Genomic DNA, 21,277 nt, shown 5'->3' on the forward strand with positions numbered 1-21,277 from the left:
TAGAACAGTGGCAAGACCGCCAGAATGCGCGGCCCAAGCCCCGCAACTGGCAATTCAAAACGGCCGATGCTCGCATCAAACTTGCTAAATTATACCCGACTATCTAATGTTTTTCAACCAGTAGTACGAAAAGGCTTGGCACCAGCCAGGCGCCCGGTGCTGCCGATGAGGGAGCGGGGCCGCAAAACGGGCTACCATACCGATGGGCCTAGCGCGCTGGTATGCGCATGACCTCCATCAAGTTGGGCGTTTCGCGCACGACACGCAGGGAGGTGCCTCGCAGAGCCACGCGCAGGGCCTGCCGGCGCGTGAGCCGACCGCGCACTGCTTGCACGGGCACATTCACCAGCGATTGGTCGGTGTAGCGAATAAAGCAGCCCGTGGCATGGGCAATGGCCCGGGCAGTTTCGTCGAAGCGCTGGGCAGGCAGGTTGTAAGTCACCTGCTTATCGCACCGGCCCAGTTGAATGCGGGCCTTAACCGGCCGCGGTTGGGCCGGGTGCTGGGCACTGGCACTGGCAGCGCTGGGGGCGGCCAGCACATACGCGAGAACCATTAGGTAGAAAGCAACGCGGGTAGGAAGCATACGTGAAAGTAATAACTCGGCCTTATTAGAAGGCATCAAAAGGTATGAGGCAGTCCTGCTTTTCAGTCGAGCCGGATGGAAACGACCCAATTTAGCTGTTGCCATCACGAATAGCGCTGCGGGCCGAGCGCCTGGCGCAGTTCCCAAGTCGGTGTACGGAGCAGGCTGCCGGGGTTGAGCCGGCTGGCCGCCCCAGCCAATCTGCACACCGACTTGGGAACTACGCTAGGAACCAATTTCAGCCAATCAGAAAAGCATGGGCACAAAAAAAGGCCGCGCCACCCGGCACGACCCTTTCCAAACCCGGACGCAGCGAGAATTCCCACCCAGCGCTGGTCCGTGGCTCCAACCCAGGGCTAGTGCCGGAACAAAAGCTCGCGGTACTTCACCAAAGGCCAGTCCTCATCGGCTACAAGCAGTTCGAGCTTGTCGGCCGCGCGGCGAATTACCGCGAATTTTTCCTTCACCTCGTCGCAGTACGCAATGGCACGCGCGCGGGCATCTTCAATCTTATTAGCCACCTTGCGGGCTTCGGTCATGGCATCTACCGTCTTTTTGATGGTCGATACGTAGCGCGAGATGGATTTAATCATTTCTACCGTCACTTCGCTGTTCTCGTCATCGAGGCCGAGGTCGCGCAGGCCGCGCACGTTCTGCACCAGCTTGTTCTGGTAAGCCAGCGCCGTAGGAATCACGTGGTTGATAGCTAAATCGCCAAGTACGCGGCTCTCAATCTGAATTTTCTTAGTGTAGTCTTCCAGCAGAATTTCGTGGCGGGCGTGCAGCTCTACCTGCGACAGGATACCGTGGCGGGCAAACAACTCGGCGGCATCTTCGCGCACCATGGCGTCGAGGGCCAGCGGCGTGGTGGGCACGTTGGCCAGGCCGCGGCGGGCCGCCTCGTCCTTCCACTCGTCCGAGTAGCCGTTGCCTTCAAAGCGAATGTCCTTGGAGCTGATAACGTAGCTGCGCAGCACATCCACAATGGCCACTTCCTTCTTCTTACCCTGGGCAATCAGCTCGTCTACTTCCTGCTTAAAGTCGATGAGCTGGTCGGCTACCATGGTGTTGAGGGCGGTCATGGCCGACGAACAGTTGGCCGACGACCCTACGGCGCGCAACTCAAATTTGTTGCCGGTGAAGGCAAACGGCGAGGTGCGGTTACGGTCGGTATTGTCGAGCAGGATGGCCGGGATTTTATCAATGCCCAGCTTGAGGTAAATGTTGTCGCCCTTGTCGAGCGGCAGCTTGGCGGTGCGCTCCAGCTCGTCGAGCACGCCATCGAGCATCGAGCCCAGGAATACCGACATGATGGCGGGCGGCGCTTCGTTGGCCCCGAGGCGGTGGTCGTTGCTAGCCGAGGCAATGCTGGCGCGCAGCAAGTCGCCGTAGCGGTGCACGGCCTTCACGGTGGTAATAAAGAAGGCCAGGAATTGCAGGTTCTCCTTGGGTCGGCGGCCGGGGGCGAGCAGGTTCACGCCGGTGTCGGTGCTCATTGCCCAGTTGTTGTGCTTGCCCGAGCCATTGACGCCGGCGTAGGGCTTTTCGTGCAGCAGTACTTTAAAGTTGTGCTTGAGGGCCACGCGGTCCATCACATCCATCAAGAGCTGGTTGTGGTCGATGGCCAGGTTGGCGTCTTCGAAGGTAGGGGCGCACTCGTACTGGTTGGGCGCTACCTCGTTGTGGCGGGTGCGCAGCGGGATGCCCAGCGCGTTGGCTTCTTCCTCGAAGTCAAACATGAAGGCGTGCACCCGGGGCGGAATCGAGCCGAAGTAGTGGTCTTCCAGCTGCTGGCCCTTGGCGGGCGCGTGGCCAAACAGGGTGCGGCCGGTCATCACCAGGTCGGGGCGGGCGTCGTACAACGCCTTGTCTACCAGGAAGTACTCCTGCTCGATGCCGAGCGTGGTGTTCACGCGCTGCACGTCTTTATCGAAGTAGTGGCACACGTCGAGGGCCGACTTCTCCAGAATGGCCAACGACTTGAGCAGCGGCGCTTTGTAGTCGAGCGCCTCGCCGGTGTAGGCCACAAAAATCGTGGGAATGCAGAGCGTTTTGGCCCCTACCGTTTCGATGATGAAGGCGGGCGAGGTGGGGTCCCAGGCGGTGTAGCCACGGGCCTCAAACGTGTTGCGGATGCCGCCGTTGGGAAACGACGAGGCATCGGGCTCCTGCTGCACCAGCGCCGAACCCTTGAAGGTTTCAATCGGCCGGCCGTCGGAGTTAAGGTCAAAAAACGAGTCGTGCTTTTCGGCGGTAGCGCCGGTGAGGGGCTGAAACCAGTGCGTGTAGTGGCTGGCGCCCTTGGCCATGGCCCAGGTTTTCATGGCCGAGGCTACGGCATCGGCTACGTTGCGCTCTACCGGGGTGCCATGCTTGATGGCAGTCTGTAGCTTCTTGAAATATTCGCCGGGCATGTTGGCCCGCATCGCCTCCAGGTTAAACACATTTTGCCCAAACGAGTCAGAGCGGCGGCTAGCCAAAGGCTTTACCGTCAGCGCCTGACGGTGGTCAACGAGTTCGAGAGCTTTAAAGCGAAGAATGGCCATACTGGCAAGCAGAAAATGGGAGAAGGGATAAACTCCTGCAAAGGTAGGCAGAAAATGGATTTTAGCAGAAATCACTACCAAGAAGAGGGTGATTAAAGAGGATTTCTATTCATTTGGCCGACTACCACCCTTTTATAAACACCTACTTATCAATAATAGTCATAAAAATGAGGCTACCCTGTTTCGGATTTTAAATGGACACATTATTTTAACACTGCTTTTTCGCCAGCCTGACTACTGCTCTAAGTAATGGTAGAAGGTAGCTAAAAGGGTGAAGATAGCCTTGAATCACATGTTAGGTAAAATTATTTTTTTATATATATTTAGTTTCTTTTAATTATTAAACTCAACAAAACGAACACCTTAAACTTGTGAATGTGCTACCTATCATTACTTTTGCCAAAGACGCTTACTTAAGAACTTGGCCTATTATCTTAAGGCACTCCTACTCTTTTGTTCTGTATAAATTCCCTACCCCACCCCCAATCGCATAGTCATTACTGATAAAATCTCTAGGTTTTCCCATAGGACGGGTATAAACCGACAGTCACTCTGCTGCCGTACTCACCTTGTTTTTTCTTTTAAAAGACCTGTTCATCCTATCCCTGAAAATCATGAGAAAAAAGGTACTTTCTACCATCCTGGCTTTAGGGGCCGTGCCAGCAATGGCCCAGATTGACTCTACTGACACTGGCAAACTGAGCATTTCGGGCTACATCGACTCGTATTACCTTACGGCCTTCAATCGACCCAAGTCGGGCAACCTGCTGGGGGTAGACCAGTTGGCCGGCCGGGCCTTCGACCGGCTGCCCAACCAGTTTGCACTGGGCCTGGTCCAAACCAAGTTTGCTTACTCCAACCGCAAGTCGGACGTGGTGGTGGACCTCACCTTTGGACCCAATGCGGAGTTGGGCAACTTCGGCAACACCACCGGGGCCTTTAATTCCTACCGCCCGCAGGCCCCCTACTCGGCGGCGCTCTATGGCACTTCGGCGGCCATCAAGCAGGCCTATTTCACGTACCGAGCCACGCCGAAGCTGAGCTTTACGATGGGGCAGTTTGGCACCCACATCGGCTACGAGGTGATTGACGCGCCGCTCAACTACAACTACTCGCTTTCCAACCTCTTCAACAACGGCCCTTTTTACCACGTAGGCATGAAGGCGGCCTACACCCTCAGCGACCGGGCCGCGCTGATGCTGGGCGTGGTCAACAACTGGGACAACCTCACGGACGACAATACCCAGAAGTCGCTCATCGGCCAGTTTATGTTTAAACCGCTGCCTACCTGCACGGTATACCTGAACTGGATAGGCGGCTACGGCGACGACCCCTACCTCAACAGCCTGGTGAAGGCGGGTACGCTGCCCACGGAGTTTAGCAACTACGTGCGCAACCTCTACGATGTGACGGCCAACTACCAGGTCACGCCCAAGTTTTACCTGGGCCTCAACGCGGCCTACGGGCGCTACGATTTTCACCCTGGCAACGCAGTGCAGGAAACGCTGTATACCGATAAGTTTGGCAGCGCGCAGCCTACCTGGGGCGGCGTGGCGGTGTACAGCAACTATGCTTTCAGCGACGTGGTGGGCCTGGGCGTGCGCATTGAGCACTTTGAGGACAAGCACGCCGTGCGCTACCTCCAAACGGTGAATAGCTCCCTCACCATAACGGCCCCCGTTACGCTGGCCTCCGGCAAGCTGCTGGTGAAGCCCGAGCTGCGGCTCGACGCGACCCCCACCAATTACTACGAGGACTCGAACGGGCTGGGCCAGCAGAGCCAATCGACGCTCGGGGTGGCCTTTATCTATAAGTACTAGCCGCTGGGCTAGCCTGGGGAGCGCCCATTGCCGGCCCCCTACCCCCTCCACTTTTACCGGGTTTGTTTATGCGCGCATCGCTTTGCCTGCTGGCTACGGGGTTTTTACTGGCCTTGGGGGCCCACGGGCAGGCGCTGCCCACCGACGAGCGCGGCCGGGTGGCCTTTTACGAAGTGGTGCCCGCCGACAGCCTGCGCGCCGGCCTGCTCTACGCCCACGCCAAGGCCTGGCTGCACCGCCGCGGTTACGTGCTCGCGGCGGCCGACTCGCTGGGCGGCCGGTTGGTGGCTACCAACGCCTTTGGGGTGTACGACCGGGGCTACGTCACCAAAAAGCTACACGGCAAGGTGGCGTATGAGCTGACCGTGGAAGTCAAAAACGGCCGCTACCGCCAGCAGTTTACCGACTTCGTTTTTGCCTACTACCACGAAGACCGCACCTACCACACGGTGCCCACCGGCAAAACCAAGTCCCTCGAAGAGCCCACCGCTGCGGGCTGGCAAAAGCTCTGGGACGGCCACCGCCAGGCCACTCGCCAAGCCGTGCAAGGCTTCGCGGCCGAACTGAAAACCGCCATGCTGGCCGTGCCCAAACCCCTGGCCCAGCAGCCGCGCAAACTGGCCGACTGGTAGCCAGTAGCTGCTAAGTGCCTATCCGAACGGGAGTTGGGTAAGCTGGCGCTGCCCAGGTTGAGTTGATTACTTGCGCGCCGCCAGAACGAGCGGCGCGAACAACGCGCGGACAGCCGGCGAAAAAGCCAGCAGCCCGCCCAATGCCTATTCGGGTAGCCTATAAGTAATGGGCTGTTGGTTTCCAGTATTGTTTATAATTAATTGATTATCAAATATTTATAAATAATATGCCATTTACTTACTACCGCCTGACTACCTGAGTTTTATTTATTTTTCTCATTTTCAACACGTTACACTTCCTTCTTATGCAGAAACCTAACTACATTCCGCTGCTGCTTTTGCTGGTGGTGGGCCTGGGAGCCGCCCTTGTGCCGTCGTTGCCCACCAAAATAGTGACCGAAGGCCTCGACACTGGCGACACCGCCTGGATGCTGTGCGCCACGGCACTGGTGCTACTGATGACGCCCGGCCTGGCCTTTTTTTACGGCGGCATGGTGAACTCTAAGAACGTGATTTCGACCATGTTGCAAAGCTTCGTGGCCATGGGCATTATCAGCCTGCTGTGGGTGGGGGTGGGCTTTAGCCTGGCGTTTGGCGACTCTATCGGGGGCTTTGTGGGCGACCCGCGCACGTTTTTTCTCTTCAAGGGCGTGCTCGACGGCAAACCCTGGTCGCTGGCCCCCACCATTCCGCTAATGCTGTTTGCGTTTTTCCAAATGAAATTCGCCATCATCACCCCGGCCCTCATCACGGGCGCGGTGGCCGAGCGCATCAATTTTAAGTCCTACATCGTGTTCATCGTGCTCTTCAGCCTGCTCGTGTATGCGCCGCTGGCCCACTGGACCTGGCACCCCGACGGCTTCCTGTTTCAGCTGGGCGTGCTCGACTTTGCGGGCGGCACCGTGGTGCACATGTCGGCTGGCTGGGCCGCGCTGGCCTCGGCCATTTACCTCAAGCCCCGTTTTTCGCACGGCGCCGAGCAGGCGCTGCCGCCGGCCAACATTCCGTTTGTGCTGCTGGGCACGGGCCTGCTGTGGTTTGGCTGGTTTGGCTTCAACGCCGGCTCGGCCGTGGCGGCTAGCCCGCTGGCCGTGAGCGCCTTCGCTACCACCAACGTGGCCGCCTCGGCCGCCGGCCTGGCCTGGATTCTGTTTGACGTGGCGCGGGGCAAAAAGCTGTCGGCGGTGGGCTTCTGCATTGGGGCCGTGGTGGGCCTGGTGGCCATTACGCCCGCCTCGGGCTACGTAACGGTGCCGGTGAGCATCTTCATTGGGGTGGTGGCGGGCGCTACCAGCAATTTCTTCGCGCACCTGCGCTCCAAGTCGCGCCTCGACGACACCCTCGACGTGTTCCCGTGCCACGGCATCGGCGGCATGGTGGGCCTGCTTATGACCGGCATCTTCGCCAGCAAGGCCGTGAACACGGCGGCCGTCGATGGCCTGGCCTACGGTGGTACCGAGCTATTTTTGAAGCACTTGCTGGCGCTGGTGGTCGTGTCGGCCTTCACGTTCGGCGCATCGTTTGCGCTGCTCAAACTCACCGACCTCCTCACGCCGCTACGCGTAACGGCCGAAGATGAGCGCCGAGGACTCGACGTGAGCCAGCACGAGGAGCAGTTGCTGGCCGGCGCGTAGCCGCGCGGCCCGCGGTGGGCTGCTACGTGCCGGCACCCTGCCTTTTTTCAGAGAAGCCGGAGCCGTTGCGCTGGCTTTTTTGTTGGGGGTTGCCCTGGCCACCTGCCAATCAGCCGGCCGGCCCTACCGGCGGGCTAGCTGGCTGGCCGTAACTTTGCAGGCTTATGCCGGGCGGGCAGATTGATTTAACAGTGCGTTGCCTGCCCCCTGTTGCCAGCCCGAACAAAAGCTAACAGCTAGTAGCTAAAGGCTAACAGCTAACTTCTTATGACTCCGCAAACCGTTGCCTTTTATACGTTGGGCTGCAAGCTCAACTTCTCCGAATCGTCGGCCCTGGGCCGGCAGTTTGAGGAGCGCGGCGTGCGCCGCGTCGAGTTTGAGCAGGGCGCCGACGTGTACGTCGTCAACACCTGCTCGGTCACCGACCACGCCGACCGCAAGTGCCGGCGCGTGGTGCAGCAGGCCCGCAAGCACAACCCCAACGCCTTTGTGGCCATCGTGGGCTGCTACGCCCAGCTCAAGCCCGAGGAAATTGCCAATATCCCCGGCGTAGGCGCGGTGCTGGGCGCGGCCGAGAAATTCCGGCTGGCCGAAATTCTAACTGAGTTGGAACTGCCAGAGCCAGGCGCGGCGGCGGGGCCGGGCCGGGTGTTTGCCTCGCCCATCAGCGAGGCGCACGAGTTTCACCCGGCGCAGTCGCTGGGCGAGCGCACGCGCACGTTTCTTAAGGTGCAGGATGGCTGCGACTACTCGTGCTCATTTTGCACTATTCCGCTGGCGCGGGGCGCGAGCCGCTCGGGCAGCGTGGCCTCGGTGGTGGCGCGCGTGGAGGCACTGGCCAGCCAGGGCGTGCAGGAGGTAGTGCTCACGGGCGTAAACCTCGGCGACTTTGGCATTCAGGGCCCCACCCGCGAGCGGCTGGAAAACTTCACCCAATTGGTAGAGGCCCTCGACCAGGTAGAAGGCATGCGCCGCTACCGCATCAGCTCGTGCGAGCCCAACCTGCTCACCGACGAGGTTATCCAGACCGTGGCGGCTTCGCGGCGCTTCATGCCGCATTTCCACCTGCCGCTGCAAAGCGGCTCCGATAAAATACTGGGCCTCATGCGCCGCCGCTACCGCCGCGCCCTCTACACCGAGCGCGTGGCCCGCATCAAGGAGCTACTGCCGCACGCCGGCATTGGGGTTGACGTGATTGTGGGCTTCCCGGGCGAAACGGAGGCTGATTTTCTGGAAACCTATTCTTTTCTTAACGAATTGCCAATCAGTTATTTACACGTTTTTCCCTATTCGGAGCGGGATAATACGCTGGCGCCCACCCTGCCCGGCCGCGTGCCCGAGCGCGTGCGCTCGGAGCGCACCACGCAGCTGCGCAGCCTGTCGGAAAAGAAAAAGCGGGCTTTTTATGAGCAGCACGCCGGCTTCGAAACCGAAGTGCTCTTCGAGGACGACGTAACCGATGGCCGCGTGGAGGGCTACACGCCCAACTACATCCGCGTGGCTGCCAAATACGACCCGCTGCTGGTGGGCGAAATCCGGCCCCTGCGCCTCACCCAAGTCAATGCCCTGGGGCTGATGGAGGCCGAGGAAGTAGGCTTGTTTGTCTAAACCGCGGATTTAGCGGATTCGTCGGATTAATCGGATTTTGGTACTGGCGCGCTACCAGTATTGGTAAGCTCGTTCAAACGCAAAGAAGGCCCGCTGAAGCGGGCCTTCTTTGCGTTTGAAATAGATTTTAGTTTGAGTGCCATCACCAAAATCCGACGAATTCGCTAAATCCGCGGATTTAGCTAGTTCGTTGCAGCAGGGCCACCATTTGCTGCATAAGTGCCTGCTGCGCTACTAAGTGCTGGTTGCGCTGCTCGGCCAGGGCCAGTTGATGTTGCAGGTACTGCGTTTGGAGGGCCACCGTGAGGTAGGCGGGGTCGGGCGAGGGGGCAGCGAAGGGAGCGGCCGGGAGCGGGAGTGAGCCAGTGGGGGTGGCAAGTATGCTGGGCGCGGCGGCGGGTATGCTAGGCGCAGCGGCGGCCATGCCGGGCACGGTGGCGGGCTTGGGAAGATTGGCGGCGGCCAAGGCCACGGTGGCGGCAATGTCAGCGGGTTGCAGCAGGGCTCCATCGTCGGTGGCCCGGCGGCGTAACGGCGGGGGGAGCGGCGGCTCGAATGCTTCTGCCGGGGCGGCAAGCGGCGCGGCCGGGGCGCTTGCCGTGGGGGCGGTGGGCTCCAGCAGCATGGGGCCCTGGCCAAGCATCAGCCAGTCTTTCGACACATTTGGGTATGTATCGAATACCTTACACAAAAGGTCATATCCGGGCTTATTACGCTCATCAACAAGATGTTGGATAACGGTGGCCGTTTTATCCAGCGACTGTGCGAAGGCATTTTTACTCAGGCCCAGATGCTGAATGAGTTGGGTAAAGCGTTGGCCAATGGAATCGGGAGCGGGCATCTGGGCAAGGAGAAGTTTGCACAAATGTATAAAGCTTGCTGTTATCGCGCCGGGGCCTGCCACTGGCCGAGCGGGTAACTTACCTACGCTGGCCAGGATTTATAGCCACTGCGCTACCAGGTCGCAGCATAGTATGCGCAGCTCAGCGCCCCAGAACTGGATTTCGTGGACTACCCTATTTGTGGTGGCCTCTACGCTTATTTCATCAATAAGCAGGCCATCTACCGCATGTTCTACGTCGGGCGGTAAGCGGTTCAGCTGGAAGGAAACCACCCCGTAGTAGTCGATGCGAAGGTTTTTCTCGTGTTTGAATTCACTCTTGTCCAGGAAAACCGTGTGCGACAAGGCTGTGCTACCGTTGGTAATTTCTATTCGATTCAGTTTCAGGTCATGCGTGCAGTACTGGCCGTAAAAATTGTAGTGTTCAGAATCCGAGGCAAAAGCATAGGCATTGGGTGGAAGGAGCCCGGCTATGCGATGCAGGTAAGCCGCATAGGCAGAAGTATCGAGTATCCCTTCGTAGGTTATTGCTTGCATAGGTAACCGGGTTGCGGTAGGCGTCCTCCCAAAAAAACCGGGCCTAAACAGCGCTCAAATGCCTTGGCTGTACATATCATAGGCTTGCACCTTAATATCGGTCAGGTTCTCCAGATTAATGGAATAAACCTGACAGTCGGAATACGCCTTCAGGCGTATTCCGACTACTTCCAATTTTTGAAATGGGTTAGATGCGGTTGAAAACAGGGTCCACAGCAATCCATCTGCGTTAGTAGCCGCCACAAATCCTTCGTTGCCCATTGCGCCCTCTCCACAACGAAAGGTGGTGTCGCCCACAATTATCTGACTCCCATGAAGCTGAATCTCAGTCCAAAGGTCATCGTCGTATTTCACAATGCCTTCAATGGTTGTATCAGCTACTGGGAATGCATAGAATTTTTCAGTTTGGTCAGAACGAACGGTATAAATACGGAGCAGGGTTACCCGACCATCGCCGTAGCTGAGGGCATTGAGCCCTAGCAGATGGCTGTCCGCCCATTGCAATTGCACAGAATTGCGATGGGCGGAAGGCAGAGAAGGAGAAGAAGGCATTTGATAACAAATTTATTTTCTGGGTCAACTGGGCAAGCAGCAAGCTCGCATAATTGTCGCAAACTATATACGTTGCCGCGCCGGGGCCCGCCACGCCCCATGCTGCTGCCGCCACGGCCGAAGCTCGGCGAAGGAGTAACGGTACTCCGGCTCGGGGGCCAGGTTGTAGTATGGGTGGGGGAAATTTTTGGTCAGCAAGTTAAAAAAAACCAGCCCGTGCCGGGTCAGGTAAAAATCGAAATCAGCCAGCGGCACCGCATCCATTTCACCAACGATGCCGGCCAGCTGCGCCTGCATGTCGGGGTCGTCGGGCAGCGCTTCGGCAATGGCTTGCAGCGTTTCGGCTTTGCGGGCGGCGCAGCGCTTAGCCAGGCTGCGGGCCAAGGCCCGGGGCTGGGCCACCAGGTCGGCGGGCCGGAGCTGCCGGCCCATGCCCAAGTCAAAGGTGAGGTGGTGAACATCTTCAATAGACGCCCCCGGTTGGTTCACGGTAAATGCCAGCGAAAGCAAACCGTGCGCGTTGTAGCGCACCTCGTACAGCAGGCTACCGGACGCGTTGCCCCCACTGTGGTTGCGCAGCATTGGCCGGGCAAGCCGCACGGCCTGCCCGGACAATGCTGGCAGCACGGTATCGGCAACTTCGGCCAGATGCTGCACCAGCACCGCGTTGATGCGGGAGGCCGCGGCAGCATTGGGCAGCTGCACCTGCGGCAGCCGCACCTGGTAATCCGGGTCGCCGGGCACGCTATCCCCCAGGGTTACCAGCGTGGCATGCAGGCCCAGGCTATCGGCCGCGAGCGGCGGGGGCAAAAGCAGTACGGCCGATGCTGGCCGCTCGGGCCATTCGGCCAGCGGACCACCCGAAGCAACCGCCTCCTTCGATTGCGGCGCCCCGTAACCAACCACACTGCCCACGCCTAACCAGCCAAGCATCACCCGCGCCATAAGCAGCCGCCCCACTGGCACGTTCATCTTCATTGATTTAAACCCACAAAGTTTACTCTAACCAATCTCCAAACCCAAGCTCCCTCCCAAGTAGCCAGGAGCGTCAGCTCCGTATCTGTGAAATCCGTTAAATCCGTTTGAATCTGCGGTCTATTCGTAGCGCAGGCTGTCGATGGGGTCCAGGGCGGCGGCCTTGCCGGCCGGGTACGAGCCCGCCAGCAGCCCCACCGTGATGCAGATGGTGAGGCCCATCCCTACCCAGGCCCACGGCACGATAAACGATTTGCTGCCCGCCAGCACTGCCACGGCGTTGCCGGCCCCAATGCCCAGCAGGATGCCCAGCGTGCCGCCCATAACGCAAATCACGATGGCCTCCAGCAGAAACTGAAGCCGCACCTGCTTCGCGGTGGCCCCCAGCGCCTTGCGAATCCCGATTTCGCGGGTACGCTCCGTCACCGATACCAGCATGATATTCATGAGCGCGATGCTGGCCCCCAGCAGCGCCAGAAACGCGATGATGCCCCCGGCCACCTGCATTTTGCCGGTGAGCGAGTCGAGCGTGCCGGTGAGCGACTCGGGGCTTTCAAGCTCAAAGGAGTCTTCCTGGCCCAGGCGGTCGTTGCGCACGGCGCGCATTACGCCAGTGGCCTGGCCCTGCAAAAAGCTGAGGGAGGCAGCGTTGGGCGTGGCGGTTTTTACGTCGTAGGTAAGGGCACCCTTGCGGGGCAGCTGGTTGCCGGTTTCGAGGGGCACCAGCAGCAGGCGGTCAGCCCCGGAGCCACCCATTGAGCTGCCACTTTTATCGAGCAGGCCCACCACCTGGAAGCGCTGGCCCAGCGCATACACGTACTTGCCCACCGGCGTTACCTGCGGAAAAAGCTTTTCCTTCATCTCGGCCCCGATGATGGCTACGTTGGCCCCGCTGTTGAGCTCGGCCGGCGAGAAGGTACGGCCCTGGGTGAGGGCGTAGCTCTGGATGCGCAGGTAGTTTTCGTCGCCGGCCACCACCTGCATGTTGGGGTTGGTTTTTAGGCCGCTGGCCTTGATTTCGGTGGCCCCGCTGATGAAGGCCGACAAACCCACCACCGTGCCCGGCTCGCGGCGCACCAGCTCCTTTTTATAGAGCGTGGCTTGCAGGTAGCTGAGCGCCGGGTACTGCTTGCCCTGCACACCCCCGCGCCGGAAGCGGTTGCCGTAGCCTTTGGCCTTGATTTCGAAGGCATTAGCGCCCAGGCTGGCGAAGGTGTCGCCCAGCGAGCTGCGCATGGCATCAATGGCCGTGAGGATGCCCACCAGGGCCATCAGCCCGATGCTCACGATGAGGGCGGTGAGGATGGTACGCAGCAGGTTGCCGGAAATGGAGCGCAGCGCCTCCCGGATATTTTCTAGAAAACTCATCGCAGATTCAAACGGATTTCACAGATACAGAGCTTGTGCTTCTGGCTTACATAATGTGCACATCGTCCAGCTTTATAGTTAGTTGCATGGCCGTTTTAACCATGTTGAATGTCGCGGTTAAGTCAGAAACCAACCCGTTGATATTCAAATCGTACCATACACTGCCGCGCTGGCCGTGCCAGCTTACCTCCTTACGCTGGCGGGCCGGATGCAGCTTACCTGCTCCGTCCAGCGCGGTGCCATTATTAACCAGCGTAACCCTATTATCGGGGCCGTCACCGTAGCTGGCAATTACCTCGGCCAGCAAGTCAGCGTTCCACCAAGTAGCGCGCTGACTCGGAATAATACGCATTGCTTCAGCAAATTTTTGCTGTTCCAGCAACTCAACCCAGCCATCGAGGTGGCTGATGATTTCGGCATCCAACGCACTGGCAGGCAGGACGGTTGTGGGCATGAGAAAGACGTGAAAGCAGGTGTAGATGGCGGAAGTAGCAAGGGCCAACTGCTGGAGGAAAGCCAATTTCCGCCAATGAGGCAGGTTTGCTGAGCTGAGCGCGGCGCGGCTGTTTAACCCGGGCTAAGATACTGGTTCTGGGCCGGTCGGGCTACTTAGCCACCAATTCCCACATGCCGTAGGGGTTTTCAAAGTCTGGGTAGCCGGCGTAGGGCTGCTGCTTGGCTTCGGTCAGGCGATAAACCGGCGCGTCAGCGGCCATGCTGAACGTGTGGCCGGGGGCCAGCACGGGCTGCTCGGCCACGCCAAAGCACGTGAACTCGCGCAGTAAGTGCGTTGCATCGGCGGCGGGCAAGTGGCGCACGAGGGCATCTTTGAGGCCCAGGTTGTGCATGCCGCAGGTAAAAAACGCCCCTTCTGGCGTGCCAATGGCCGCCGCCACAAACAATTCCCACAGGGCCCCGGCCGCATCGGCGGCCGCGAGCGCTTGCCACTGCGCGGCTTCAAAGGCTTTGCCGGCCGTTTCAACCTTCACGGCCAGGCCGCCCGCATCGAGCAAAGCCGCGGCGGCCTGGGCTACCGCGCGGGCGCTGGCGTGGCTGGGTTCCATATCGGGCGGAGTGAGCAGGTAGGCAACCATTTGGTGAGCACCGATGGCTGCTACCGCGGTTTCGCTCATCGCCGAAAACCGGCCCGCCCGCCCAAAAGCCGCTTCCAGCTCGGGGTCGGCCTCGTAGAGCTCCAAGAAGAAATGCACATCGGCAGCGGGCTTCGCCAGAAGACCGCCTATGAAAAGGTACTCCCCATCGCGGGCTTTTATAAGTGCCTGCATAAACTCGGTTCGGCTGGCCCACGGGCCCGGAATGCACAGCACAGTTTGCATGAGGAAGGATAGAAGTGGGCGAAAGTTCGGTAGGTTCGCCCTAACTTAAGCTATGAATTTAGCCGCGCCCGGCCCTAATTGTTGAACCAGCCCCTAAGGCTATCCCGTTAGCCGGTGTTGGCTCCGCTATTTATTTCCCCCTTTCCTATGAATCGTTTGCTGCCTGGGTGCCTATTGTTTGTTGCCCTGCTGGCCCCTACCCTGGCGGCCCGCGCCAACCGCATTTTTATCCCGATGGATAATACCCAGAAGGAATGTCTCAAGGCTTACGGCCTGTGCTACTGGGCGTTGAGCAAACAGCTGGAGGTCGATTGGCTGCTCAACTACCGCGGCGGCTCGTTTGCCTGCGAGTCGCAGCCGGCCCTCGAAAACGAGCTGGCCGTGCGCGGCATCACGTTCCAAACCATCTCGGAGGCGCAGTACACCGGCATTTTGCAGCAAATAGCCGACCCCAACGCCAACATGGACGTGATGAAGCTGGAGAGGGTGCCCAAAATTGCGGTGTACACGCCCAAGGGCAAGCAGCCCTGGGACGATGCCGTGACCATGGTGCTCACCTACGCTGAGATTCCGTACGACAAAATTTACGACGATGAGGTGCTGAGCGGGGTGCTGCCCAAGTACGACTGGCTGCACCTCCACCACGAGGACTTTACGGGCGAGTACGGCAAGTTTTACGCGAGCTACCGCTACGCGCCCTGGTACCAACAGCAGGTGCGCGACTCAGAAGCCGCTGCCAAGCGCAACAACTTCAAAAAGGTGAGCCAGATGAAGGCCGCCGAGGCCGTAAAAATGCAGGAGTTCATTGCGGGCGGCGGCTTCATGTTTGCCATGTGCTCAGCCACTGATAGTTATGACATTGCGTTGGCGGGCTTAGGCATCGACATGGCGGCCGAGATGTACGACGGCGACCCTGCCGACCCCGCCGCCCAAAGCAAGCTCAACTTCAATCGCACGCTGGCCTTCCAGAATTTTCAACTCAAAACTAACCCCTTCGAGTACGAGTATTCCAACATCGACATGCAGCCCGGCGAGCGCGGCCTGTATGAGCAAAACGATTACTTTCAGCTCTTTACATTCTCGGCCAAGTACGACCCCGTGCCGACCATGCTGACCCAGAACCACGAAAAAACCATTCACGGCTTCATGGGCCAGACCACGGCCTTCCGCAAAAGCCTCATCAAGCCCGACGTAATTGTGATGGGCGAAACCAAGCAAACCGGCGAGGTGCGCTACATGCACGGCACCCTCGGCAAAGGCACCTGGACGTTTTACGGCGGCCACGACCCCGAAGATTATCAGCACCTCGTGGGCGAAGAACCCACCGACCTCTCGCTGCACCCCAACTCACCGGGCTACCGCCTGATTTTAAACAACGTGTTATTTCCGGCGGCCAAGAAGAAGAAGCAGAAAACCTGAGTGTTAGTAACGCGAAGTTTCGCGAAATAAAAAAGCGAAGTTTAGTAAAGCCGCCTCAGTCGTGAGTTCGGCTTTACTAAACTTCGCTTTTTTACTTCGCGAAACTTCGCGTTAGATTAGCCTTTAGCCGTCAGCGTAATATACGGAATAATGCACTCCTCCAGCGATACGCCGCCGTGCTGGAACGTGTCCTTGTAGTAGTTCACGTAGTAGTTGTAGTTGTTGGGGTAGGCGAAGAAATAGTCGCCGAGCGTGAAGACGTAGGCCGTGCTCACGTTTTCGCGGGGCAGGAAAATTGCCTCCGGCTTGCGCACCACGTAAATGTCGCGGCTCTCATCGAAGCCCAGGTTGCGGCCGTGCTTATAGCGCAGGTTGGTGTTCGTATTGCGGTCACCCACAATCTTATACGGCCGCTTTACCCGAATGGTGCCGTGGTCGGTGGTGATGATGAGCTTGCCTTTTTTCTCCGAGATGGTTTGCAGCATTTCGTAGAGTGGCGAGTGCAGAAACCACGAGCGCGTGAGGCTGCGGTAGGCGCTTTCGTCGGCGGCCAGCTCCCGTATCATCGCCATGTCGGTGCGGGCGTGCGAGAGCATGTCCACAAAGTTATAAACGATAACGTTGAGCTTGAAATTGTTGTGCAGGTTGGCCATTTTGCCCAGCAAGTCCTTGCCAGCCTGCAAGTTGGTTATCTTGTGGTAGCTGTGCTTGGCCTTCTGGTTGTTGCGCTGGAAGTTAATTTCCAGGAACTCGGCTTCGTGCAGGTTTTTGCCTTCCTCGTCCTCATCCCACACCCACAGGTTGGGGTATTTTTTCTGGATTTCGCTGGGCATCATGCCCGCAAAAATCGAGTTGCGGGCGTAGGCTGTGGTAGTGGGCAAGATGCTGTAGTACAGCTCCTCACTATCAACGGTAAACAACTCAGCAATAATGGGTTCGAGCACCTTCCACTGGTCGTAGCGCAGGTTGTCGATGAGCACGAAGTACACGGGCGTGTCGCCGGTCTGCTTCATCAGCGGAAACACCCGGTCTTTGAAGAGCTGGTGCGACATCATGGGCGCGTCCTTGTCGCGGTTATTCACCCAGTCCTCGTAGTTCTCCATAATGAAGCGGCCAAAGTACGTGTTGGCCTCGTCCTTCTGCATGTTGAACACCTCGGCCATGCTCTTGCCTTCGGTTTCATTGATTTCCAACTCCCAGTATACCAGCTTCTTATACACGTCCACCCACTCGGAGGGCGAGAGGCGGTCGGAGAGCTGCATGCCCAGCTGGCGGAAGTCGCGCTGGTAGCCCGAGTTGGTAGCTTCGGTTACTAAGCGCTTGTTATCCAGCACTTTCTTTACCGATAGCAGAATCTGGTTCGGGTTGACGGGCTTGATGAGGTAATCGGCGATTTTTGCCCCAATGGCCCCTTCCATAATGTGCTCTTCCTCGCTCTTGGTAATCATCACCACGGGCACCGTGGGGCGCACCACCTTGATTTCGGTGAGCGTTTCGAGGCCGGTGAGGCCGGGCATGTTCTCGTCGAGAAAAACCAGGTCATACGTATTTTCCTGCACTTCTTCCAGGGCATCGGCCCCAGAGTTGACGGGCGTGACGTCGTAGCCCTTCTCCTTCAGGAAGAGGATGTGCGGCTTAAGGAGGTCAATTTCGTCGTCGGCCCAAAGAATGGAGTAGCGTTGCATAAGCAGGGCGCGGAGGCGGGCTCCGCGCATCAGGGAAAAGTAAGCGGTAGCGGTTCTAACGGCGGCCGGCGGCGTCCTAGTATCTACGGAGCGTGGGCGGGCCTACCGTAGCTTTACCGCAAAACCAGGGTTTGGGTTCGTCCAACGTCCGGCTTAATCGGCCAACCGGCCCCAAACACCGGCTAATGCCTCCGACCAGCCCGCTGGGCTGCGTTTTGCCTCCGATGAATAAAAAGAAGATTTTCAACGACCCCGTGTACGGGTTCGTGACCGTGCCCACCGAGTTGCTGTTCGACCTCATCGAGCACCCGTACTTTCAGCGGCTGCGGCGCATCCAGCAGCTGGGTCTCACCAACTTCGTGTATCCCGGGGCGTTGCACACGCGCTTTCACCACGCGCTGGGGGCCATGCACCTCATGCAGCTGGCCCTGCGCACGCTCAAAGACAAGGGCGTGACCATTTCGGTGGCCGAGGGCGAGGCGGCCCAAATCGCCATTCTGCTGCACGACATCGGCCACGGCCCACTCTCGCACGCCCTCGAAACCAGCATCTTTCAGGATGTGCCCCACGAGCAGCTGTCGCTGTTTTTGATGGAGCGGCTCGACGCGCAGTTTGGCGGCAAGCTGCGCCTGGCCATTGAGATGTTTAAGGGTAGCTACGGGCGCACCTTTTTTCACCAACTCGTTAGCTCCCAGCTGGATATGGACCGGCTCGACTACCTCAACCGCGATTCCTTCTACACCGGCGTGCAGGAGGGCCGGCCGGGGGCCGACCGCCTCATCAAGATGCTGCAAGTAGTGGACGAGCGCCTGGTGCTGGAAGAAAAAGCCGTGTACTCGGTCGAGAATTTCCTGGTGAGCCGCCGGCTCATGTACTGGCAAGTATATCTGCACAAGACCGTTACGAGCGCCGAGCAAATGGTGATTCGGGTGATGCAGCGGGCCCGCGACCTGGCCCGCGCCGGCGTGCCGGTGCCGGGCAGCAGCTGCCTCACCTACTTCCTGGGCCGCGCCGTCACGCTGGCCGAATTTCAGGAGAACGCGCACATCCTTAACCACTTCGTGCAGCTCGACGACGTGGACATTTGGGCCGCCATGAAGCTGTGGGCCAGCCACGAGGATAAAGTCCTGAGCTTCCTCTCGCAAAGCCTGCTCAACCGGCAGCTGTTCAAAATCGTCATCAGCCCCGACCCCTACGACGAAGAATTTCAGCTCGGCATTGTCGAATTGATTGCCGAGCACTTCGCCCTCCCCCCCGACGAGGCCCGCCAGCTCATGATAACCGGCCGCCTCAGCAACACCGCCTACGACCCCAGCGGCCACGAAACCATCAACATCCTCACCAAGCTCGGCAAAGTGGTGAACGTAACCGAAGCCTCGGATTTACCTAATATTCAGGCCCTTAGCCAAAAGGTGCAGAAGTATTATATCTGCTACCCAAAGGAGATTTTGTAGTAAAGCTCACGCGCACAAGCCACCTGTCATTGCGAGCGCAACGCAGTGGAGCGCGGCAATCTTTCCTTCACGCTCGGGTTAGTAATTCTAACGCCGAGGACGAACAAGGAAAGATTGCCACGCTCCACTGCGTTGCGCTCGCAATGACAGGTGGCTTGTGCTTAATTACTAAGTACTTAGCCCAGCTTCTTAATCGGCAACGCCTGTTACGGGCGCGGCTAGAGGGCGACATCTAGCGCTCTAACAAGCGTTACCATTATTTTGGTCAGTGGGCCAATTGGCTGCAATCCTACCAACTCCTCCGTCGCTTCTACCTCAGCTAGAAAGGCATTCTCCGAAGCGGCAGTACCCAGGACTACCCAAGGGTATCCATAGCGCGTATAACCGTAATAAACAGGCAGTTCGGCGTAGCTCGGAGCCGTGTATAAGACCTCCCCAACGGGCAAATCCTGTAACTGCCCGACGAACTCGCAAAGCCCCCGCTCAAGCAACGGAAGCGCTTGTAACAGCTGCGCCAATAGCCGCTGCCGGCTCGCCTGCTCCGCAGCCACTGCCGTATCCTCCTGGCTTTGTGAAACGTTGGCGTATTCCGGCTGCTCGGTTTGCAGCAGGTAGTGGCGCTCGGCAAGGCCCAGCTTGTAGATGCTGTAAATTGTCAGGCGGCGGGCCATAAATAGCAGGCTCAGGGCGCTACTTCTGCACGAATTTCTTGCGCAGCTCCACGATTTGCTCCTTGAATTTTTTGTCCGAATCAATTAAGTCGGACACCGTTTGCACCGAGTGGATGACGGTGGCGTGGTCGCGGCCGCCGAAGTGGTAGCCGATGGTTTTGAGCGAGTGGCTGGTGTGTTCCTTGGTGAAGTACATGGCCACCTGCCGGGCCGTAACTATTTCTTTCTTACGGGTTTTCTCCTTCAGCAAGGCCACCGGCACGCTGAAATAATCGGCCACCGTTTTCTGAATAAAATCGACGTTGACCTCGGCCTCCACTTCCTCGATGATGTGGCGCAGGGCCTGCTTGGCCATTTCGAGGTCGATATCGCGGCGCGTTAACACGCTCTGGGCCAGTAGGGTAGTGAGCACACCTTCGAGCTCGCGCACGTTGGTGGGCACCGAGTGCGCCAGGTACTCGACCACCTGCGGCGCGATTTCCATGCCGTCCTGCTGGGCCTTGTTCTGGATGATGGCGATGCGCGTTTCGAAGTCGGGGCTTTGCACATCGGCGGTGAGGCCCCACTTGAAGCGCGAGAGCAGGCGGTCTTCAAGGCCGCTGAGCTCGCGCGGGGGGCGGTCGCTGGTCATGATAATCTGGCGCCCGCCCTGGTGCAAGTGGTTGAAGATGTGGAAGAACATCTCCTGCGTCTTGCCCTTATTGGCCAAAAACTGCACGTCGTCGAGGATGAGCACATCCACGAGCAGGTAGAAGTTGGCGAAGTCCTGCACGGCGTTGCGTTGCAGGCTTTCGATAAATTGGTTGGTAAACTTCTCGGCCGACACGTAGAGCACGAATTTCTCGGTATTCGTGGCCTTGATGTGGTTGCCGATGGCCTGCACGAGGTGCGTTTTGCCCAGGCCCACGCCGCCGTACACCATCAGCGGGTTGAAGGCGGTGGTGCCGGGCTTGTTGGCCACGGCGAGGCCGGCCGAGCGGGCCAGGCGGTTGCAATCGCCTTCTACGTAGTTATCAAAGGTATACGTGGTGTTGAGTTGCGACGGCACGATGTTGCGGTCCATCGTTTTGGTGGCCTCAAACGGGTTGCGGAGCGTGGTGGCCGCCACCTGCGCCGCGGTGGCCTGGTTGCCGCCGGGCACCAGGTGCCGGGCCAGCGGCGCGGCCGGCCGGCCAGGCTGCTGGCCGCCGGGGGCCGTGCCGTAGTTGGGGCCGCTGGCGGGCACCGGCGCGCTGGGCGCGGCCTTGCGGGCGGGCGGCAGGTGCATGGTTTTGGCCGAAGCCTGGGCGTTGCCCTGGTCCACTACCACGCTGTACTCTAGGCGGCCTTCGGGGCCAAGCTCCTGGTAGATAGCGCGTTTCAGCTCTTCTACGTAGTGTTCTTCGAGAAACTCGTAGAAGTACACGCTGGGCACCTGGATGGTGAGCACCTTGCCCAGCAGCTCGACCGGCGAGATAGGCTCAAACCAGGTCCGAAAGCTTTGCTCCCCCACCTCGGCGCGGATAACGCGCAGGCAATTAGCCCATAGGGTGCGGAAATCCTGCGACATGCGGTGAGAAAAAGGACGATTCGGACCAAGCGGCCCGGGGCGAAAAAAACCCCGCCAAGTGGG

18 protein-coding genes are annotated in these 21,277 nt (G+C 58.9%); 6 read left to right on the forward strand and 12 right to left on the reverse strand.

Annotated elements, in window-relative coordinates:
* Positions 1-208: 208 nt before the first annotated feature.
* Complete coding sequence (locus QMK33_RS18885; RefSeq protein WP_283566179.1) at positions 209-556, reverse strand: STN domain-containing protein; 348 nt, start codon at positions 554-556, stop codon at positions 209-211.
* 386 nt (positions 557-942) lie between these two features.
* Positions 943-3,132, reverse strand: coding sequence for a glutamine synthetase III family protein (locus QMK33_RS18890; RefSeq protein WP_283566180.1), 2,190 nt, complete (start codon positions 3,130-3,132; stop codon positions 943-945).
* A 614-nt stretch (positions 3,133-3,746) separates the two neighbouring features.
* Between QMK33_RS18890 and QMK33_RS18895 the strand changes: the two genes are divergently transcribed.
* The 4 genes from QMK33_RS18895 to mtaB all read left to right on the forward strand — a co-directional run bounded on the left by QMK33_RS18895 (position 3,747) and on the right by mtaB (position 8,826).
* Positions 3,747-4,952: an outer membrane beta-barrel protein gene (locus QMK33_RS18895; RefSeq protein WP_283566181.1), complete on the forward strand. Its 1,206-nt coding sequence runs from the start codon at positions 3,747-3,749 to the stop codon at positions 4,950-4,952.
* A 68-nt stretch (positions 4,953-5,020) separates the two neighbouring features.
* Complete coding sequence (locus QMK33_RS18900) at positions 5,021-5,584, forward strand: DUF4468 domain-containing protein (protein WP_283566182.1); 564 nt, start codon at positions 5,021-5,023, stop codon at positions 5,582-5,584.
* Between the two features lie 305 nt (positions 5,585-5,889).
* Positions 5,890-7,218: an ammonium transporter gene (locus tag QMK33_RS18905; RefSeq protein WP_283566183.1), complete on the forward strand. Its 1,329-nt coding sequence runs from the start codon at positions 5,890-5,892 to the stop codon at positions 7,216-7,218.
* Between the two features lie 267 nt (positions 7,219-7,485).
* Complete coding sequence (gene mtaB / locus QMK33_RS18910) at positions 7,486-8,826, forward strand: tRNA (N(6)-L-threonylcarbamoyladenosine(37)-C(2))-methylthiotransferase MtaB (RefSeq protein WP_283566184.1); 1,341 nt, start codon at positions 7,486-7,488, stop codon at positions 8,824-8,826.
* Positions 8,827-9,004: 178 nt separating this feature from the next.
* Here the strand turns inward: mtaB and QMK33_RS18915 are convergent, their stop codons facing one another.
* From QMK33_RS18915 to QMK33_RS18945, 7 genes are all read right to left on the reverse strand, one after another.
* Positions 9,005-9,667 carry a helix-turn-helix domain-containing protein gene (locus QMK33_RS18915; protein WP_283566185.1) on the reverse strand — a complete coding sequence of 221 codons (663 nt, stop codon included), beginning with the start codon at positions 9,665-9,667 and terminating at the stop codon, positions 9,005-9,007.
* 99 nt (positions 9,668-9,766) lie between these two features.
* Positions 9,767-10,204, reverse strand: coding sequence for a hypothetical protein (locus QMK33_RS18920; RefSeq protein ID WP_283566186.1), 438 nt, complete (start codon positions 10,202-10,204; stop codon positions 9,767-9,769).
* A 54-nt stretch (positions 10,205-10,258) separates the two neighbouring features.
* Entirely contained in the window at positions 10,259-10,756 is a 498-nt protein-coding gene (locus QMK33_RS18925) for a hypothetical protein (protein WP_283566187.1), read from the reverse strand.
* A gap of 63 nt (positions 10,757-10,819) precedes the next feature.
* The gene (locus QMK33_RS18930) at positions 10,820-11,566 is read right to left on the reverse strand and encodes a hypothetical protein (protein WP_283566188.1); all 747 of its coding nucleotides are present in this window, start codon (positions 11,564-11,566) and stop codon (positions 10,820-10,822) included.
* A gap of 285 nt (positions 11,567-11,851) precedes the next feature.
* A complete protein-coding gene (locus QMK33_RS18935) occupies positions 11,852-13,099 on the reverse strand; it encodes an ABC transporter permease (protein ID WP_283566189.1) in 1,248 nt (415 codons plus the stop codon).
* Positions 13,100-13,145: 46 nt separating this feature from the next.
* Positions 13,146-13,553, reverse strand: a complete 408-nt coding sequence (locus QMK33_RS18940) for a hypothetical protein (protein WP_283566190.1) — start codon at positions 13,551-13,553, stop codon at positions 13,146-13,148.
* A gap of 151 nt (positions 13,554-13,704) precedes the next feature.
* Positions 13,705-14,436: a hypothetical protein gene (locus QMK33_RS18945; protein ID WP_283566191.1), complete on the reverse strand. Its 732-nt coding sequence runs from the start codon at positions 14,434-14,436 to the stop codon at positions 13,705-13,707.
* Between the two features lie 147 nt (positions 14,437-14,583).
* On the opposite strand from QMK33_RS18945, the gene QMK33_RS18950 reads away from it, so the two are divergent.
* Positions 14,584-15,855, forward strand: a complete 1,272-nt coding sequence (locus QMK33_RS18950) for an asparagine synthetase B (RefSeq protein ID WP_283566192.1) — start codon at positions 14,584-14,586, stop codon at positions 15,853-15,855.
* A gap of 116 nt (positions 15,856-15,971) precedes the next feature.
* On the opposite strand, the gene porX is transcribed toward QMK33_RS18950, so the two are convergent.
* Entirely contained in the window at positions 15,972-17,540 is a 1,569-nt protein-coding gene (gene porX / locus QMK33_RS18955) for a T9SS response regulator signal transducer PorX (RefSeq protein WP_283566193.1), read from the reverse strand.
* Between the two features lie 224 nt (positions 17,541-17,764).
* Here porX and QMK33_RS18960 point away from each other — a divergent pair, with 224 nt between their 5' ends.
* Positions 17,765-18,994, forward strand: a complete 1,230-nt coding sequence (locus QMK33_RS18960) for an HD domain-containing protein (protein WP_283566194.1) — start codon at positions 17,765-17,767, stop codon at positions 18,992-18,994.
* 218 nt (positions 18,995-19,212) lie between these two features.
* Here the strand turns inward: QMK33_RS18960 and QMK33_RS18965 are convergent, their stop codons facing one another.
* The gene (locus tag QMK33_RS18965; RefSeq protein WP_283566195.1) at positions 19,213-19,665 is read right to left on the reverse strand and encodes a hypothetical protein; all 453 of its coding nucleotides are present in this window, start codon (positions 19,663-19,665) and stop codon (positions 19,213-19,215) included.
* A 19-nt stretch (positions 19,666-19,684) separates the two neighbouring features.
* Complete coding sequence (gene dnaA / locus QMK33_RS18970; protein WP_283566196.1) at positions 19,685-21,214, reverse strand: chromosomal replication initiator protein DnaA; 1,530 nt, start codon at positions 21,212-21,214, stop codon at positions 19,685-19,687.
* Positions 21,215-21,277: the final 63 nt, after the last annotated feature.

It is taken from the genome of Hymenobacter sp. H14-R3 (assembly GCF_030063445.1).
In the GTDB taxonomy this organism is placed as follows: domain Bacteria; phylum Bacteroidota; class Bacteroidia; order Cytophagales; family Hymenobacteraceae; genus Hymenobacter.